Genomic DNA, 18,010 nt, shown 5'->3' with positions numbered 1-18,010 from the left:
CCTTGGGTCTGATCAGAATTTGTAACTGCCCACCAGATACAGCTGCCGCCCCAGCGGATCGGTATACCGCGCATCAAACCCCATCTGGTTGCCGCCGCCAGCAATACGCTGCGAGAACGGCGGTTCCCGGTCGAACAGGTTCTTGATCCCGCCAGTCAGGGTCAGGTTCGCATTGAAGCGATAGCGCGTCTGCCAGTCCCACACCAGGTAATCGTCCACTTTGCGGTTCAGGGCCACAAAATTGCCCGCCGCATCCTGCACCGCCTGGTTGCCTGCGCTGATCGGCATATCCTGGTAGCCCGACTTGTACACCCCGGTCAGCGAATGGGTCAGCACATCCGACTGCTTCCAGCTCGCCACCACCTTGCTGATCCAGCGGAAGGTCACCGAGTTGTACGAATCGAAGCGTCCCACGCTGTTCTCGACCGGGTCGGTCGCCAGCGTCTGGAAATCGGCCTTCTTCATATAGGTGCCGGTCCAGTTGAACGACAGCTTGCCCAGCTTGTACGTGTGGTCCCAGTCGATGCCCTGGTAGTGCGACTGGGCCAGGTTGAACGGCGTCAGCGAAGCGGCCAACGTGTTCTGCTTCTGGATCGGGTCGTAGTAGGACACGAACAAGCCCATATACTTGGCCGGATTGTTGAACACCTCGTTTTCCGGCAAGGTGGAGATCTGGTCCTTGATCTTCACGTCCCAGAAGTCGAAGCCGATCGACAGCGCCCTGCTCGCCTCCACACGCAGGCCGACCGAAGCCTGCTTCGACGTTTCCGGCTTCAGGCCGGCAGCGCCGGAGTACGGGTTGCCGCCGTTGAGCAGGTTATATTCCGAGTTGCCGTTACACAGCGGCAGCAACGGGCCGGAAGTGATCGGGCAGGGGTGGGCATTGGACGAGCCGCCGGTTTGCAGTGGGTCGGTAATATCGGTCAGCACCGGCGCCTTGAAGCCAGTGCCGTAGGAGCCCCGCACCAGCACCGAATCGGTGGGACGCCATGCCGCAGCCAGTTTATAGGTGGTCTTGCTGGCCTCATTGCCCTTGATCGCCGGCGCCACCAGCCGGCCGGTGCTGTCGAAGTTCATCCTGTCCTTCACCGCATCGTAGCTGTCGTAGCGCACGTCGCCGGTCAGCTCCAGCCCTTTCATTACCGGCACCACCAGTTCGGCGAACGCGCCCCAGTTCTTGCGCGAAGCGTCGGTCGGCAATGCGCCCGAGATGCCGCCGATCGGACTGTCGGTGAAGTCAGGCTGCAGGCTGTTGGCGCCCATCGTGATCGCGCTCGGATCGTAGACGTATTTCTGGCGCAGGAAGTCGCCGCCCAGCGCCAGCATGGCCGAGCCGCCCGGCGCATCGAATACGGAACGCGAGCCGCGCAGGTTCACCACGTCGATTTTCGATTTGGTTTCATCCAGCTTCTGCCGCAGCACGGCCGAAGCCAGTGCCGCGCGGGTTTCCGCGGTCGGCACGATGAAAGGGTTGTAGGTGCCGGAGGCCATCAGGACATCGAGCTTGTCGCTGCTGGTGTAGCCCGATACCGCATGGTCTTCCGCCATGGTTTCCGAATGGGTGTAGGACGCATGCAGGTCCCAGCCGCCCAGGCGCCCTTCGGCGCCGAAGGCCAGGTGCTTCGCTTCAGTCTTCCAGTCGTCGGTACGGCCGCCGGCATCGACCAGGCGCAGGCTCATGGTGGCGGAGTTGACGGTCGCCGGGTCCACACCCAGCTTGACCAGAGCCGGCACCACGTTAGCCTGGTACAGTGAGGAATTGATGTCCAGCGACAGCGGCTGGGCCGGCGGCGCATAGCGCGCCGTGCTGGTGAACTTCGAATACAGGCCTTCGGCAAAGAAGGTCCAGTCGGCATTGAGCTTGATGTTGGTGGACGCGAACAGGCCGTCGCGCTTCAGTTCCGGCAGCAGCTCGACCACGGCGCCATAGTTGTACATGCAGCGGTCGCCGACCTTGAAGGTATTCGGCGCACCGCAGGCGCCGGTGTTGATCAGGCTTGGATTGAACAGGACATTGCCGCTGCTGGTGCGCGCATTGACGTTGCCCGGGATCGAATTGGCCGACACCTGGTACAGCGAGTAGCGCTGGCCGCCTTCGCTGAACGCATGCACGCCGCCGGGCGCTGCGAAGCGGCGGTCGCTGGCGTTCAGCTCTTTCTGGGTGTCGTGGCTGTAGGCCAGCAGTACGTTGAAGCCATCGGTCTCCAGTTCGCCGAAGCCCTTGGAGATGGCGACATTCGAGGTAGCGCCTGCGCTGCCCTTGGTCGGGCGGTTGTAGGTCAGCTCGATGTTGGCATCGGTCTGGTTCTTCTTCAAGATGAAGTTGACCACGCCGGCAATCGCGTCGGAACCGTACAGCGCGGAGGCGCCGTCGGTCAGGATCTCGACCCGCTCGACCGCCGACAGCGGGATCGAGGCCAGGTTGACCGCCGAGCCCGAGCTGTAAGGCGCAATGCGGCGGCCGTTCAGCAGCACCAGCGTGTAGCCGGTGCCAATGGCATGCACCGATGCCGTTTGCACGCCGCCGCCGCCGCCGTTGATCGACGCGGCCGACGTGACAAAGCCCTGCATCGACGGCAGCGTGGCCACCAGGTCGGCCACGGTGGTGGCGCCGGTCTGTTCGATCTGCGCCTTGGAAAGGGTCTGCACCGGCAGCGCGCCTTCCACGGCCACGCGCTTGACTGCCGAACCGGTAATCTCGACCCGCTGGATGTTCTCCTCAGCCATGGCCGGCAGGGCTGCAACGCCCAGGCCGGCCATGAACATCAGTCGCACTGAACGCGACAGGATGGTTTCTTTCATCATCGTTTCCTCTTTGACTCTCTGTTTTTTGTGCTCGCCGCGGGTGCGGCGTATTCATCAGAGCATGTCAATTCAGCAATGAATAATGAAAAATCGGGATTGTGCCGGAGTCGCCAGGAAGGCAGCCGCGAATCGGCAAAGCCTTATGGCGTGCAACCAACACCACTCCAATCAGGACGAAGCAGGTAAAATGTCGCCTTTGGGCCCGTTGCGCGCCCCATCCTTTAGAGAAAGACCACCATGTTGCGACTGAATGAAATCAAGCTCCCTCTCAACCACGAGGAACCGGAACTGGCCGCGGCCATCCTGGCCCGCCTGAAGATTTCGCCGCAGCAGATGCTGGGATTTACCGTCTACAAACGCAGCTACGATGCGCGCAAGAAGACGAATATTTCGCTGATCTATTCGGTGGACGTGGAGACCACGGACGATGCCGGCATCCTGGCCCGGCGCGCCGATGACAAGCACCTGATGGTTTCGCCGGACATGGCCTACAAGTTCGTGGCGCATGGCGTCAACGCCGATGGCAAGCAGCCGCGCCCGGTGGTCATCGGCATGGGTCCGTGCGGCCTGTTTGCCGCGCTGATCCTGGCACAGATGGGCCTGAAGCCCATCATCCTCGAGCGCGGCAAGACCGTGCGCGAACGCACCAAGGATACTTTCGGCTTCTGGCGCAAGCGCGTGCTGAACCCCGAATCGAATGTGCAGTTCGGCGAAGGCGGGGCCGGCACCTTCTCGGACGGCAAGCTGTACAGCCAGATCAGCGACCCCAAACACTATGGCCGCAAGGTGTTGACCGAGTTCGTCAAATCCGGCGCACCGGAAGAAATCATCTACGTCAGCAAGCCGCACATCGGCACTTTCCGCCTGGTAAAGATGGTGGAAAACATGCGCGAAGAAATCACCGCCCTGGGCGGCGAAATCCGTTTCGAGCAGCGCGTGACCGACTTCGACATCCGCCAGGAGAACGGCGTGCGCCAGGTGCGCGGCCTGCACCTGGCCAGCGGTGAATACATCGAGACCAGCCACGTGGTGCTGGCTATCGGACACAGCTCGCGCGACACATTTGAAACCTTGTACCAGCGCGGCGTCTATGTCGAGGCCAAGCCGTTCTCGATCGGCTTCCGCGTCGAGCACCCGCAATCGCTGATCGACCAGTGCCGCTTCGGCCCGAATGCCGGCCACCCCATCCTCGGTGCGGCCGACTACAAGCTGGTGCACCACGCCAGCAATGGCCGTGCGGTGTACAGCTTCTGCATGTGCCCCGGGGGCACGGTGGTGGCAGCGGCGTCCGAGCCGGGCCGCGTGGTCACCAACGGCATGTCGCAATACTCGCGCGCCGAACGCAACGCCAATAGCGCCATCGTGGTGTCGATCAGCCCGGAGGAAGATTACCCGGGCCACCCGCTGGCGGGCATCGAACTGCAGCGCCGCCTGGAAGAGAAAGCCTATGTATTGGGCGGCTCCAATTACAATGCGCCGGGCCAGTTGATGGGCGACTTCGTGGCGGGACGCGCCTCCAGCGATGTCGGCGCAGTGGTGCCGTCGTTCAAGCCCGGCATCACCTGGACCGACCTGGCCACCATCCTGCCGGAATACGCGGTAGTGGCCCTGCGCGAAGCCTTCCCGGCCTTCGACAAGCAGGTCAAGGGCTACTTCAAGCACGACGCCGTGCTGACCGGCCTGGAAACCCGCACCTCGTCGCCGATCCGCATCAAGCGCAATAACGACGACCTGCAAAGCCTGAACACGCGCGGCCTGTTCCCGGCCGGCGAAGGCGCAGGCTATGCCGGCGGCATCCTGTCGGCCGGCGTGGATGGCATCAAGGTGGCGGAAGCCGTTGCGCTGTCTATGCAGGCGGCAGACAAGACTTGACTTCGAATGGCATGCGCAGCTGGAAGCGGCAGCCCTGCCCGGGCTTGCTGTGCACTTCCACCGCGCCGCCCATCTGCTGCATGATGGTGTAGACGATGTGCATGCCCAGCCCTGAGCCGCCCTGCCCGCGCTTGGTGGTGAAGAAAGGTTCGTAGATCCTTTCCCGCACGCCGGGCGCCAGGCCGACACCTTGGTCGATGAAGTCCATTTCCAGCCAGCCCTCGCCCTCGCTGGCACGCACCGTGACCGTGCCGCCCTTGCCGTCGGGATAAGCGTGGCGCGCGGCATTCATCAACAGGTTGGACAACACCTGCGAAAACTTCCCGGGCGGCAGGCGCGGCCGCATCAGGGGGTCGATCTCCACTTCGACCTTGATGCCGGCCTTGCGCAGCTCCGGGCTGTGCGCCGACACCACGCCCTGCACATAGTCTTTCAGCGCCAGCGTACTGACATGCTCGGTGCCCTGGTCCACCGCCAACTGCTTGAAGTTGCCGATCAGGGCAGCCGCGCGGTGCAGGTTCTGCTCGATCAGTGCCGCGGCATCGTTCAGGCGCGATGCCAGGTTGACCAGGTCGGAGCGGCTTACCTTGGGCGCTTCCAAGGCCTGCACCAGCTGCGCCGTATAGCTGCTCATGGCCGATGCCGCCGTCAGCGCCACGCCCACCGGCGTGTTCACCTCATGCGCCACGCCTGCCACCAGCGAACCCAAGGCCGCCAGCTTTTCCTGCTCCACCAGGCTGGCCTGGGCCGCGCGCAAGGCTTCCGTGCGGCGCGAGACCTTCTCTTCCAGCAGGTGCTCGCGGTCCTGGTGCTGCAGCTCGGCCGCTGCGCGCGCGGCGAAGATCGACAGCAGCGACAGCGCCAGCAAGCGCTTGTTCTCGTCTATCGGCCTGGTGTCGATGGCTGACAGGATGCCCAGTGTCTTGCCCTCGGTATCGACCATCGGCATGCCGACATAGCTTTCCGCCTTCATGTCCACCAGCAGGGTATCGAGCGGGTAATCCTGCTGGATGCCGCAGCCGTGGAAGCACATGGTCTGGTCGGTCACGTTATGGCAGGGCGTGTGCTCCAGGCTGTATTCCATATTGGGCAGGAACTCCTCGCCGCCCCACACCGCCAGGGTGCGGATGCCCTCCTGCCCGTCCGGCATGCGTATCACGCGGCCAGCGATCACATAGGTCACATCCAGTGCCGCCGCCAGGTCGCGCACCAGCACGCGGAAGAACTGGTCGCCGCGCGCACGCGCGGTGGAATCTGTAATCGAGCGCAACGCCGCTTCGGCCAGGGTGCGCGCGTCGTTGGCGTCGAATAATTCCATGACGGGCTCCTAATGAGGTGGGTGGCGCCGATACAGGTCTTGCAAATCGCGCTCGTGCTGCAACAGCAAACTGGCCAGTGCGGGATCGAAGCGGCTGCCGCTGCCCTCGCGCACTTCGTCCAGCGCATGCTGCAGGGAGTGCGCCGGGCGGTAGCTGCGCGGACTCACCATGGCGTCGACGAAATCGGCCAGCGCAGTGATGCGCGCGGCCAGGCTGATGTCGGCGCCATGCAGGCCTTGCGGATAACCTGCCCCATCCCAGCGCTCGTGGTGCTCATGCGCGATGCGCGCCGCCAGTTGCAGCACCGGCTGCTTCGACGAAGACAGCATATGCCAGCCGATATCGCTGTGGCCCTGCATGCGCTTGCGCTGCGCCGCATCCAGCGGGCCCGGCAGGTTGAGGATCTCGTTCGGGATGCCGGCGTGACCGATGTCGTGCAGCGGCGCGGCCTGGCGCAGCTGGCGCACGGCATTGTCCGGCATATCGACCGCTGCGCCGAGCATGGCGGCAATCTCGCCCACGCGCTCGACGTGGCCGCCGGCAGCGGCCGAGCGGCTTTCCAGCGCCTCGCCCAGGATGTGGATGATGGCGTCCTGGGTCGCTTCCAGCTCTTCGCGCGCCAGCAGGCGTTCGTAGGTGATGGCGACGTTGGCCGAGAACAGGCCAAGCAGCTCGCGCTCCTCTTCTTCCACCGGTTCGCTGAAGGACATGTAAAGCAGGCTCTCGTTGCCGTCGCGCGTGCGGTAGTAGCAGGCGTAATACAGCGGGCCGTAGTGGTCGGCCTGCTCAGCCATGCAGCGCAGGAAGGCATCGCGCACCGGCACCGGCAAATGCTCCAGGGTTTCCTCCAGCGCCAGGCCGGCATAGGCCGTGGTCACCGCCAGCACCTGCAGGCGGCCCGGCTGGCGCGCGGCGGCGTAGGCGTTCATGCGGCTGGCGCACACGCCTTCCGCCTGGCGGCCCAACAAGGCCGAAGCCTGCTCCAGCACGGCGGAACAGAAGTGGCGCAGGTTGTCCGAGTCGCACACGTGGGTGATGGCATCGATCGAGCGCCGCAGGCCTAGGCGGGCGCGCTCCAGGCGCATCAGGTCGCGGTAGGCGCGCAGGCCGGAATAGAACACCGTACTGAGCTTGGCGTGCGTCAACTCGGTCTTTTCGCGGTAATCGTTGATGTCGTAGGTTTTCAGCACCAGCGCCTGCGGCGCCTGGCCCGGCTGGCCGGTGCGCAGCACGATGCGCACATTGCGGTCGCCCAGTTCTTCCCGGATATAGCGCACCAGTTCCAGGCCGGCATGCTCGGACTCCATCACGACATCGAGCAAGACCAGGGCGAACTGGCCAGGGCGCACCAGGCGTTCGCGCGCTTCGGCGCCGGAATAGCAATGGGAAAAGCGGACACGGCGGCCGTCAAACTCGAAGTCCGACATCACCAGTTGCGTGACCTGGTGTACGGCTTGCTCGTCGTCAACGATCAGAATTTCCCACGGCGGCAGGGACGCAGCGGGGGCTGGCGTCTCATCATCGTCGAACAACATTGCGTCATCCACCATGCCCAGCCCCACCAGAGGTTGTTTATTGTAAATTATATACCGCTACAACCAGCCTACCTTCTTAAAGCGTCGATACAATGACCCGCAAACAACAGCCATTAAAGTCAGGGCTGCCGGGTAGCCGAAGCGCCAGTCCAGCTCAGGCATATGCTTGAAATTCATGCCCCACAAGCCGGCAAAGGCGGTCAGCACCGCAAAAATGGCAGCCCAGGCCGCCAGGCGCTTGTTCACCTCCCCCTCTTCCAGCGCCACCATCGACAGGTTGACCTGGATCGCGGTGCCGATGGTGTCGCGCATGGTATCGAGGGCGGCATTGATTCGCAGCAAGTGGTCGTGCACGTCGCGGAAATATTCCTGCGTATTGCGGCAAACCGCAGGCACGCGGCCGCCGTGCAACTTGCCAATTGCATCGAGCAAGGGAGCAACCGTGTGGCGCACCGTCATCACTTTGCGCTTAAGTTCGTACAACCGTTCGATATTGTCGCGCTGCGAACCGCGGATGAAGATGCGCTCCTCGATTTTTTCCAGCTCGACTTCCAGCGCATCGATAATGGGGAAGTAACGGTCGACCACGGCGTCCATCAGGGCGTACAGCACGAAGCCGGCCCCCTGCTGCAGCAGGTGCGGTTCGCGTTCGGCACGCGCGCGCACGCCGAGGAAATCCTTGGTGGAATTGGAACGGTTGGACAGCACATAATTCGGGCCGACGAAGATATCGACCTCGCCCACGTGCAGCTCGTCGTCGCGCAGTTCGAGCATTTTGACCACGACGAACAGGGAGTCGCCGTATTCCTCGATCTTCGGCCGTTGCTGGCCGCGGCCGGCGTCTTCCACTGCCAGTTCGTGCAGGGCGAACTCCTCCTGCATCACTTCGAGTTCAGCGGGCGTGGCATCGCGCAGGGCGACCCAGACGAAGGCATCGTCGCGCGCCACATAATCGCTGATATCGGCCACCGGGATATCAGCCAGCTTGCGCCCATCCTGGTAGGCGACGCAGTTAATCAGCATGCAGGCTCCTCAAATTTCCAAGCCCGCAGCATAACAAAAATGTCCACCCTGGGGTCAGGAACGGAAGTGGACATTTTCTTCGGAAAATGTCCACTTCCGTTCCTGACCCCAGGGTGGACATTTAGTCGTCTTTGGCGCCGTCGATACCCAGCTCGGCAATCTTGCGCGTGATGGTATTGCGCCCGATCCCCAGCCTGATCGCCGCATCGTTCTTGCGCCCGTGCGTGAATTTCAGCGCGGTGCGGATCAGGGCCGACTCGAACTGGCGCCCCAGCACATCCATCACATCCTGCTGCCCGCTGCTTAACATCCCCGCTGCCTGCAGTTCGAGCAGGCTAAGCCAGCCTTCCGGCGACGTCGCCAGCGCCGGTGGCGCCAGCGGCTGCACGTTGCCGTGATGCTGCGGCAGCGCAGTCTCGGCAACCGCCGGAGCTGCCGCGTGCGCAGCGGCAGCAGTGCCTTCCTGGCCCTGCGTCAGCTCCAGCGGCAAATCCTTCACCTCCACCGTCTGGCCCGGCGCCATCACCGTGATCCAGTTGCACAGGTTCTCCAGCTGCCGCACATTGCCCGGCAACTCAAGCTGCTGCAGGAAGGCCAGCGTCGATTCGCTCATGCGTTTGGCTTCCACCCCAAGCTGGCGCGCGCTTTGCACCAGGAAGTGGCGCACCAGGATGGGGATATCCTCGCGCCGCTCCCTCAAACTGGGCAGGCGCAGGCGGATCACGTTCAGGCGGTGATACAAGTCTTCGCGGAACAGGCCGTCGCGCACGCGCTGTTCCAGGTTCTGGTGCGTGGCCGTGATCACGCGTACATTGGCCTTCAGCGGCGAGTGGCCGCCGACGCGGTAGAAATGCCCATCGGACAGCACGCGCAGCAAGCGCGTTTGCAGGTCGAACGGCATGTCGCCGATTTCGTCCATGAACAGCGTGCCGCCTTCGGCCTGCTCGAAACGGCCGCGGCGCGTGGTCTGCGCGCCGGTAAAGGCGCCGCGTTCATGGCCGAACAGTTCGGATTCCAGCAGGTCTTTGGGAATCGCCGCCGTATTGATGGCGATGAATGGCTGGTCGGAGCGCGGGCTGTGCTTGTGCAACGCGCGTGCCACCAGCTCCTTGCCGGTGCCCGATTCGCCGGTGATCAGCACCGTCACATTCGATTGCGACAGGCGGCCGATGGCGCGGAACACTTCCTGCATCGCCGGCGCCTGGCCCAGGATTTCCGGCGTATCGGCCGGCCCGGATTCGATGCTCGATTCGCGCAGGCTTTCGTCCAGCGCGCGGCGGATCAGCTCCACCGCCTTGTCGATGTCGAAGGGCTTGGCCAGGTATTCAAACGCCCCGCCCTGGAAGGCCGCCACGGCGGAATCGAGGTCGGAGAACGCGGTGATGATGATGACCGGCAGGCCGGGATGGCGCTGCTTCACCAGCTGCAGCAGGTCGAGTCCCGAATCGCCCGGCATGCGGATGTCCGACACCAGCACCTGCGGCGTCTCCTGTTCCAGCGCCGCGACCGCATCGCGCGCATTGGCAAAGCTGCGCGTAGCGAGGTTCTCCCGCGCCAGGGCTTTCTCAAGCACCCAGCGGATCGATTCGTCGTCGTCAACAATCCAGATTGGTTTCATTTAGTCCGATCAAGGCAAAGGCAATAAGATTCTGAAGTCCGTCTGGCCAGGCCTGCTTTCACATTCGATAACGCCCATGTGCTGCTGCACGAAGGTTTGCGCCAGCGTCAGTCCCAGGCCGCTGCCGCCATCCCTGCCCGATACCAGCGGGTAGAAGATACGGTCGCGGATCTGGGGCGGGATGCCCGGTCCGTTATCGATGATATGCAAATCTAATGCCAGCTGATACCGAACCTTCGCCAGCGTCATCTGGCGTGCCACGCGGGTGCGGAAAACGATCTCGGCATCGCCCTGCTCGATGCGCGCGACCAGCGCTTGCGCGGCATTGTGGGCGATATTGAGCACCGTCTGGATCAACTGCTCCTTGTCGCCGCGGAATTCGGGCAAGGAGGCGTCGTAGTCGCGGCGGATGGTGAGCCCGACCGGGAATTCTGCCAGGATCAGGCTGCGCACCCGCTCCAGCACTTCGTGGATATTCACGTCGCCCACGATATGCGGGCGGCGGTGCGGCGCCAGCAGGCGGTCCACCAGCGTTTGCAGGCGGTCCGCTTCCTTGATGATGACCTGGGTGTACTCGCGCAGCTGCGTCAAATGCAGCGGCGGCAGCTCCATTTCCAGCAGCTGGGCGGCGCCGCGGATGCCGCCCAGCGGGTTCTTGATCTCGTGCGCCAGGTTGCGGATCAGCTCCTTGTTGGCCTGGCTCTGGTCCATCAGGCGCTCTTCGCGGTCCTGCTTCACCTGCTGCACGATCTCGCGCAGTTCGATCATCACCGCGCCGTCCGGCTCGTCCAGCGCACTGGCAATGATGTGCACATGCAGCGCTTCGCGCCCGGCACGGTCCAGCACCAGCTCTTGCCGCACGTCGGAGAACTTGTGTTCGCGCGCCTGCGCGATGATGTTGTCCAGCTCCAGCGGCGCTGCAAACAGGCCGCCCAACGGCTGGCGCGCCAGCGCCTTGAGCGACGATTCCAGCAGGTTTTCGCCGGCGGCGTTGAGGTACAGGATATGGCCGCCGCCATCGACGATGACAACGGCCGATGCCAGCAGGTCCAGGCCTGCCAGTTCAGCGGGCCGGATCCTGGCAGGGCTGTCTGGGGTCATTTTATATTGGAGAGCTCGCGCTTCAGCGCTTCCACGTTCTGTTCCGCACGCGCGATGCTGTCCTTCAGGCCAGCGACGCGCTCCTGGTATTTGGCGGCATTGCGCTCGTCGGCACGGCGTTCGGGTTCGCCGTTGTTGAACTCCTTGCGCAAATCCGCCAGCTTACGGTTTTCGGTATTGAGTTCTTCGGTCAGGATGGCGCGGCGGTCCGCATCGCGGGCTTTCTGTTCCGAGCTGTCGACGCGTGGGAAATTGGCTGGCGCCACGGCAGGGGCTGATGGCGTGCCGCTGCGGCGCGCGCCGCCTGGCGCGGGTATCGCGGCGCCTGGCAGGTCCAGCATCTTGCAGTTCTTCCCCTTGCGGCTGCTATCGGTCAGTTCCTTGCGGCCATCGGCATCTACGCAGAGAAAAATTTGCTGCGCCTGCGCTGCGCCACTCACGGCCAGCAGCGCCAGCCCATTTAATACGAGAGTGCGAGTGTTCATGCCCCGACTATACAACATCCGAAAAAAAACGCGAGGAAAGCAGCTTGCTGACCTCGCGTTTTTGTTGACTACCGGTTAATCCCGGCAATCGTGCCCTGATTACAGAGAGTAGTACATGTCGAACTCGACCGGGTGGGTGGTCTGGCGCATGCGGGTGACTTCGGTCATCTTCAGTTCGATGTAGGCATCGATCATCGAATCGGTGAACACGCCGCCGCGGGTCAGGAACTCACGGTCTTTGTTCAGGTGATCCAGCGCTTCTTCCAGGGATGCGCAGACGGTCGGGATCAGTGCATCTTCTTCCGGCGGCAGGTGGTACAGGTCTTTGGACGCTGCTTCGCCTGGGTGGATCTTGTTCTGCACGCCGTCCAGGCCGGCCATCATCAGCGCGGCGAAGCACAGGTATGGGTTGGCCAGCGGGTCCGGGAAGCGGGTTTCGATGCGGCGGCCTTTTGGATTGGCCACGTGTGGAATACGGATCGAAGCGGAACGGTTACGTGCGGAGTAAGCCAGTTTCACTGGCGCTTCGTAGCCTGGCACCAGGCGCTTGTACGAGTTGGTGCCCGGGTTGGTGATCGCGTTCAGTGCCTTGGCGTGCTTGATGATGCCGCCGATGTAGTACAGGGCGAAATCGGACAGGCCGGCATAGCCGTCGCCGGCGAACAGGTTCTTGCCGTCTTTCCAGATCGACTGGTGGACGTGCATGCCGGAGCCGTTGTCGCCAACCACTGGCTTCGGCATGAAGGTAGCGGTCTTGCCGTAGGAGTGGGCAACGTTCCACACCACGTATTTCAGGTTCTGGGTCCAGTCGGCGCGCTCAACCAGGGTCGAGAACTTGGTGCCGATTTCATTCTGGCCGGCGCCGGCCACTTCATGGTGGTGCACTTCGACCGGGATGCCCATCGATTCCAGGATCAGGCACATTTCGGAGCGCATGTCCTGGAAGGAGTCGACCGGAGGCACCGGGAAGTAGCCGCCCTTGACGGTTGGACGGTGGCCGGAGTTGCCGCCGTCGATGTCCTTGTCGGTCGACCAGGAAGCTTCGTCGGAGTCGATCTTGACCATGGCGCCGGACATGTCGATCTTCCACTTCACGGAGTCGAAGATGAAGAATTCCGGCTCCGGGCCGAAGTAGGCGGTGTCGCCCAGGCCGGAGGACTTCAGGTAGGCTTCAGCGCGCTTGGCGATGGAACGCGGGTCGCGGTCGTAGCCCTTGCCGTCCGACGGTTCGATCACGTCGCACTGCATGAACAGGGTGGTTTCTTCAAAGAATGGGTCGATATTGGCGGTCGCAGGATCCGGCAGCAGGATCATGTCCGAAGCTTCGATGCCTTTCCAGCCGGCGATGGAAGAACCGTCGAAAGCGTGGCCCGATTCAAATTTGTCGATGTCGAAATGGGACACAGGCACGGTTACGTGCTGTTCCTTGCCACGGGTATCGGCGAAACGGAAGTCCACGAACTTGACTTCGTGCTCTTGCACCATCTTCAGAACGTCTGCGGCGGTCAGTGCCATTACATATCTCCTAAGTGAAAAAACTGCCGCGACCTCTTGGGTGCGGCGAACGCTGATGGTACATTAAGCAGATATCATGCCAGCTAATTCCATGCTACCGACACGTAAACAACGCACCATGCGGGTGCGCTTGCCGATTATTGCACCGTTGTGGTGCATTATTGCACCAATTGATGCAAATGCATCGTTGTGGTGCAGTCATCATAAAGGAAAAACCATGAGTTCCAATTCCGAAATCCTCGACCGTGCACGCAAACGCGACACTTCCCTGCCCTATGCCGGTGCGGTGACCCCGCAAGAGGCATACGAGCTGCTGAAATGCGATCCGCATGTGCGCCTGGTCGATGTGCGGACCAATGCCGAGCGCGATTGGGTGGGACGGGTGGCGATTCCGGCCGAACAGCACCATGCGGCACAGTGGAATGTGTATCCGGGCGGGACCCCGAATCCGGACTTCCTGGGACAACTGGCGGCGGCGGTGCCGGGCAAGGACACGGTGATCGTCTTCCTGTGCCGTTCGGGCGTGCGTTCGCGCCATGCGGCCAAGGCCGCGACTGAAGCCGGCTATCGCCAGTGCTACGACATCCTGGAGGGGTTTGAAGGCGACAAGGATGCGCAAGGCCACCGCAAGACCGTGGGCGGCTGGTGCAAGGCCGGCCTGCCCTGGGTTGGCGCCTGACCCATCTCTGCGCTTCCAGCTATGCCTGCTCGAAGTACCGGAGGAAGGACAGCGTACCGCGAACCATATGCGCGCACGAAAGTGAATGAAGAAATGGGCATCGGGATAGTTCAATATCATCGATGCCGATAAGGCCGGTTAAGACCGCTTAAAGCGAGTAATTCAAGCGGGCGTACACAAAGCGGCCGGAACGCCCGAACGGCGAATAATTCGAATAGGGCGCATTGCCTGTCGTATTGAGCGAAGGTGGATAGGGATCGGGATACTGGTCAAACAGGTTTTCCGCCCCCAGGGCCGCGCTCAGGCGCGAAGTAATCTTGTACCGCCCCTCGATATCCACCAGCGTCTTCGGCGTCATCCAGAAATCATCAACCGCAGTGGTTCCCGGCGCCAACACTTTGCCATACCGCGTCGCTCGCAACGTACCGCTCCAGGCACCGAGCGAATGGTTCAAGCTCGCAGTGAACTTGGTCTGAGGCGTGCCATGTTCAAAAGTCAGCACATTCACCCTGGCAAACAAGGCCGGGGCCGGGCTCAAGGCCTGCAACTGTGCCGTTTCCGGCACCTTGGTCACCTCGGTCTTGGTGTAATTGCCCGCCAGCGTGAAGTCGAACTTGCCGGCCGCCGCCGCATTCCACGGATAGCTCGCCACCACATCGACGCCACGGGTGGTGGTGTTCACGCCATTGATGAAGAAACGAGCGCCGACGTCATCAAAGCCCTGCGCCACAAGGTAACTGCGCACATTCGCCTGAATCAGGTTTTCGGACAAGACGATACGATCGCGAATCTTGATCTGGAACGCATCGACGGTGAAGCTGGCTTTACCCGCCTTGGCTACGGCGCCCAGCGAGAAGTTGGTCGACTTTTCCGCATCCAGCGGCTTGGCGCCGAGCGCAATTGCAGCCGGGTCGGACGGCTTAAGTGTCATGATGTCGAACGGGACACCGTTAATGAAATTGATAGCCGTCGACGTAAAGTATTGCTGCTGCGGCGATGGCGCACGGAAGCCGTTCTGCAGCGAACCGCGCAACGCGAAGTCCGGGGTGAAGTTGTAGCGTCCTGCCAGCTTGCCCGACCAGTTATTGCCAAAGTCCGAGTAATGCTCGCCGCGTACCGCGGCAGATGCCAACAGCTTGTCCGTGATGTTCGCTTCCACGTCGGCATATGCGGAATATGCTTTGCGGTTGACGTTGCGCTCGTCGCGCGGCTGGAAGCCCGGAAACACTTGCGAACCGGAAGCAGTCTTTACGCCACCTAGCAGCACGCCGCCGTTGCGCCACGAATCGGGCTCCCCGGCATGCAAGGAATAGCCTTCCCGGCGCGCCTCGGCGCCCACGGCCAGGTTGAGCGGCGACGACAAACCCACTTCAAATTGCCGCACGCCGGACAGGTTGAAGGTCGTCTGGTCGTACTTGAAACCGCCCGCGTCGAACACTGTCTTGGAGGCCGGGCCGAGCGAGCGGTTCAGCGTGTTGGTGATGGTGAAGTCCATCTCATTCTCGCCATACGAGACTGAAGCATCCAGATCCCAAGCACCAACGGTCCAGGCAGCGCCAAAGGCGGCGCTGAAGTCTGCCACCGATGGTTCAATGAAGGGCAAGTAGCCATTCGGATAAATCTCGATGGTGTTGGTGTTCTGCATGGCACGGCGGAAAAAGCCGGCGCCCTTGCCGTCGCGGTCCTGGTAGCTGGTCCAGCCGTACAGCTTGGCGCCGCCTTGCAGGTTATAGCCGGCGTTGGCGAAGAAGGTGCTTTGTTTCAGCTCCGGTTCGCCGTACCAGGCGTTGTAGCGATTGAAGTTCGCTTCGCGCGGATCAAAGGCGCCGTTCACCGTGACGTATTGCTGCCGCACGTCCCAGCCCGAACGCTCGGTATGGTCCTGGCGCTTGTGCTCCAGCGCGATGGTCAGGAAACCGTCTTCGCCCAGTTCCATGCCTTTCCATAGGCTGTAGGTGGCCGTGTTGCCGTCCTTGCGTTTGCGCGAGTCCTGTGTGCCCCAGGTCGCACCGGCTGGCGGCGTGCCTGGATTGAAATTGTATTCGGTATCGCGGCGGCCGTAACTGAAGCTGGCATCGCCTCCAGTGCGGTCGCTGCGCAGCCGAATATTGACCACGCCTGCAATAGCGTCGGAGCCATATTGCGCGGAGGCGCCATCGCGCAGCACCTCGATGCTCTTCACGATGCCAGTCGGGATAGCGTTCATGTCCACAGCCGCCGAACCGCGGCCAATGGTGCCGTTCAGGTTGACCAGCGAAGAGGCATGGCGCCGCTTGGAATTGACCAGCACCAGGGTCTGGTCGGGCGCCAGGCCGCGCAGGGTGGCCGGGCGGATGGTGTCGGTACCGTCAGCCAGGCCTGGGCGCGGGAAATTCAGGGACGGCAGTGCCACCGATAGCGCTTGGGTAATTTCCGGCACGCCGCTGTTCTTGAGGCTGTCTGCATTGATGACGTCCACCGGTGCGGTGGTGTCGAGCACCGTGCGGTTGGAGACCCGGGTACCGGTCACCACCACTGTAGCGGTTTCGCCGGCGGGTGCTTCCTGCGCCCCTGCGGCATTGGTGAAAAGTGATGCAACTGCGATCGCGAGAACCTGTTTTTTTGGTGCCATAGCTACCCCTTGTGATTAAACCAGTTTCACTCCCCGGCTTATCTTTGAGGTAACTGTAAGCAACTGTCAATTAAGGGTCTCGCGGATACAACACTTTCAACTTCTTTTACGTGTTTATACGTAGCTTCTGGCGTACGAACTCGATGTGGTTGCGCAAGCCGTAGAACTCATCGGCAAAAGACAGGGGCACGCTCAGGCGGTTCACCCGTTCTTCGATCTGGTCCAGCCGGTGCAGCAATTCTTCGCGCGGCTTGCCTTCGTCGACGCCCTGCTCCACCGAGCGCAGTTGCCCGTACCAGCGGTAGACGCGCGAACGGATGCGCCATACATACAGCGGCGGCACGACTTTCGACAGCGGCAGGATCAGGGCGCCGACCGCCAGCAACACCACCCACAGGCGGTCGAACAGGTTGGCCAGCCAGAAGGCCATGTAGCGTTGCAGGAAAGGCGGGCCGTCCTTGTAGAACTTGGCCGCTTCATGCGCAACCGGAATTTCCGTATAGCGCGGCGATGGGAACTGACCCTGCTGCTGGAACCACCCTGCCCCGCTGTGGATGCCACTGGCCGCCTGCACGAACAGGTCGACCAGGGCGGGATGCAGGTCTTCGCGTGCCACCAGGGTCGCCGTTGGTGCGATCAGGTGATAGTCGCGGGCCGGCAGGTCGCGGCCCAGGTCGACGATCCCGCGCGGCAGGGTGACGTGGGTCAGGAACGGCAGGCGGCGCGCGTAAGCTTCGGCCTGGGTGAAGTTGAACAGCTTGATCCCGGGCGTCATCAGCAGCATCTGGATCAAGGGATCGTCCGGCGCGGCGGCAAAGACCAGGGCATCGATGCGTCCTTCCAGCAGTTCCACCGTGGCGGGGGTGTTTTCCAGGTCGCTGGCGACGATGTCGCTGCTCTGGACGCCGTTAATCTGCAGTACCTGGCGGAACAGGCGCGGCACGCCGCTGCCTTCGGGGCCCAGGTTGACCTTCATGCCTTTGATGCGGGTCAGGCTGGTCACGGCTTTTTTCTCGCGCATGAAGAGCCACAGCGGCTCGGTGAACAGGCTGCCCAGCGAGACCAGTCCGGTGCGTTCGGCTTCGGCTTCATTGGTGGAGCCGCTTTGCACGAAGGCGATGTCGGTGTCGCCCTTGTTCAGGCGTTGCAGGTTTTCCTGGGAGCCCTGGCTTTGCTGCAGGACGACCTTGATGCCGTGCTTGGCCATCGCTTGCGCGTAGCGCTTGCCGATGTTTTCGTAGGCGCTGTTTTCCTGGCCGGTGGAGAGCTTGACCGTCCGCGGCGGGGCGGGGTCGATGATCCAGTAGGCCAGCGCGCAGGCGCCGGCAATCAGCACGATGGTGGGGGCAAAGGAGACCAGCAGGTCGCGCAGGCTGATGTTGGTGAACTTGGTAATGAGTTTCATGCGCGCATTGTAAACCGGTAAACCTGTGTCTGACCCGCAGGG

The 18,010-nt window shown here is 62.5% G+C and carries 12 protein-coding genes; 2 read left to right on the top strand and 10 right to left on the bottom strand.

Annotated elements, in window-relative coordinates:
* Positions 1-12: 12 nt before the first annotated feature.
* On the bottom strand, positions 13-2,805 hold the full coding sequence (locus ACWBU6_RS08235; protein ID WP_452648327.1) for a TonB-dependent receptor: 2,793 nt from the start codon (positions 2,803-2,805) through the stop codon (positions 13-15).
* 237 nt (positions 2,806-3,042) lie between these two features.
* On the opposite strand from ACWBU6_RS08235, the gene ACWBU6_RS08230 reads away from it, so the two are divergent.
* A complete protein-coding gene (locus tag ACWBU6_RS08230; RefSeq protein ID WP_452648326.1) occupies positions 3,043-4,677 on the top strand; it encodes an NAD(P)/FAD-dependent oxidoreductase in 1,635 nt (544 codons plus the stop codon).
* Here the strand turns inward: ACWBU6_RS08230 and ACWBU6_RS08225 are convergent.
* The 7 genes from ACWBU6_RS08225 to glnA form a co-directional block, all read right to left on the bottom strand.
* Complete coding sequence (locus tag ACWBU6_RS08225) at positions 4,652-5,995, bottom strand: ATP-binding protein (RefSeq protein WP_452648325.1); 1,344 nt, start codon at positions 5,993-5,995, stop codon at positions 4,652-4,654. The two genes, ACWBU6_RS08230 and ACWBU6_RS08225, sit on opposite strands and share 26 nt — an antisense overlap.
* 9 nt (positions 5,996-6,004) lie before the next feature.
* Positions 6,005-7,531 carry an HD domain-containing phosphohydrolase gene (locus ACWBU6_RS08220; RefSeq protein ID WP_452648324.1) on the bottom strand — a complete coding sequence of 509 codons (1,527 nt, stop codon included), beginning with the start codon at positions 7,529-7,531 and terminating at the stop codon, positions 6,005-6,007.
* 57 nt (positions 7,532-7,588) lie between these two features.
* Positions 7,589-8,554 carry a magnesium/cobalt transporter CorA gene (corA, locus tag ACWBU6_RS08215; RefSeq protein WP_452648323.1) on the bottom strand — a complete coding sequence of 322 codons (966 nt, stop codon included), beginning with the start codon at positions 8,552-8,554 and terminating at the stop codon, positions 7,589-7,591.
* A gap of 121 nt (positions 8,555-8,675) precedes the next feature.
* Entirely contained in the window at positions 8,676-10,172 is a 1,497-nt protein-coding gene (ntrC, locus tag ACWBU6_RS08210; protein WP_452648322.1) for a nitrogen regulation protein NR(I), read from the bottom strand.
* Between the two features lie 9 nt (positions 10,173-10,181).
* Positions 10,182-11,273 carry a nitrogen regulation protein NR(II) gene (glnL, locus tag ACWBU6_RS08205; protein WP_452648321.1) on the bottom strand — a complete coding sequence of 364 codons (1,092 nt, stop codon included), beginning with the start codon at positions 11,271-11,273 and terminating at the stop codon, positions 10,182-10,184.
* Positions 11,270-11,758, bottom strand: coding sequence for a DUF4124 domain-containing protein (locus tag ACWBU6_RS08200; protein WP_452648320.1), 489 nt, complete (start codon positions 11,756-11,758; stop codon positions 11,270-11,272). The genes glnL and ACWBU6_RS08200 overlap by 4 nt, the downstream gene beginning before the upstream one ends.
* A 99-nt stretch (positions 11,759-11,857) precedes the next feature.
* On the bottom strand, positions 11,858-13,273 hold the full coding sequence (gene glnA, locus ACWBU6_RS08195) for a type I glutamate--ammonia ligase (protein WP_090437322.1): 1,416 nt from the start codon (positions 13,271-13,273) through the stop codon (positions 11,858-11,860).
* A 217-nt stretch (positions 13,274-13,490) separates the two neighbouring features.
* On the opposite strand from glnA, the gene ACWBU6_RS08190 reads away from it, so the two are divergent.
* Entirely contained in the window at positions 13,491-13,952 is a 462-nt protein-coding gene (locus ACWBU6_RS08190) for a rhodanese-like domain-containing protein (RefSeq protein WP_452648319.1), read from the top strand.
* Between the two features lie 148 nt (positions 13,953-14,100).
* On the opposite strand, the gene ACWBU6_RS08185 is transcribed toward ACWBU6_RS08190, so the two are convergent.
* Positions 14,101-16,563, bottom strand: coding sequence for a TonB-dependent receptor plug domain-containing protein (locus ACWBU6_RS08185; protein WP_452648318.1), 2,463 nt, complete (start codon positions 16,561-16,563; stop codon positions 14,101-14,103).
* A 106-nt stretch (positions 16,564-16,669) separates the two neighbouring features.
* Positions 16,670-17,968, bottom strand: a complete 1,299-nt coding sequence (locus ACWBU6_RS08180) for a TAXI family TRAP transporter solute-binding subunit (protein ID WP_452648317.1) — start codon at positions 17,966-17,968, stop codon at positions 16,670-16,672.
* Between the last annotated feature and the right edge of the window lie 42 nt (positions 17,969-18,010).

It is taken from the genome of Pseudoduganella sp. HUAS MS19 (assembly GCF_053615455.1).
Note: the sequence above shows the minus strand (reverse complement) of the source record. Positions and strands in the feature narration are given on the sequence as shown.

What these genes read in the sequence shown, in the direction of transcription:
- ACWBU6_RS08190 (WP_452648319.1), top strand. Translation starts at nt 13,491, where the DNA reads ATGAGTTCCAATTCCGAAATCCTCGACCGTGCACGCAAACGCGACACT.
- ACWBU6_RS08180 (WP_452648317.1), bottom strand. Translation starts at nt 17,968, where the DNA reads ATGAAACTCATTACCAAGTTCACCAACATCAGCCTGCGCGACCTGCTG.
- ACWBU6_RS08230 (WP_452648326.1), top strand. Translation starts at nt 3,043, where the DNA reads ATGTTGCGACTGAATGAAATCAAGCTCCCTCTCAACCACGAGGAACCG.
- ACWBU6_RS08235 (WP_452648327.1), bottom strand. Translation starts at nt 2,805, where the DNA reads ATGATGAAAGAAACCATCCTGTCGCGTTCAGTGCGACTGATGTTCATG.
- ACWBU6_RS08200 (WP_452648320.1), bottom strand. Translation starts at nt 11,758, where the DNA reads ATGAACACTCGCACTCTCGTATTAAATGGGCTGGCGCTGCTGGCCGTG.
- glnL (WP_452648321.1), bottom strand. Translation starts at nt 11,273, where the DNA reads ATGACCCCAGACAGCCCTGCCAGGATCCGGCCCGCTGAACTGGCAGGC.
- glnA (WP_090437322.1), bottom strand. Translation starts at nt 13,273, where the DNA reads ATGGCACTGACCGCCGCAGACGTTCTGAAGATGGTGCAAGAGCACGAA.
- ACWBU6_RS08225 (WP_452648325.1), bottom strand. Translation starts at nt 5,995, where the DNA reads ATGGAATTATTCGACGCCAACGACGCGCGCACCCTGGCCGAAGCGGCG.
- ACWBU6_RS08185 (WP_452648318.1), bottom strand. Translation starts at nt 16,563, where the DNA reads ATGGCACCAAAAAAACAGGTTCTCGCGATCGCAGTTGCATCACTTTTC.
- corA (WP_452648323.1), bottom strand. Translation starts at nt 8,554, where the DNA reads ATGCTGATTAACTGCGTCGCCTACCAGGATGGGCGCAAGCTGGCTGAT.
- ACWBU6_RS08220 (WP_452648324.1), bottom strand. Translation starts at nt 7,531, where the DNA reads ATGTTGTTCGACGATGATGAGACGCCAGCCCCCGCTGCGTCCCTGCCG.
- ntrC (WP_452648322.1), bottom strand. Translation starts at nt 10,172, where the DNA reads ATGAAACCAATCTGGATTGTTGACGACGACGAATCGATCCGCTGGGTG.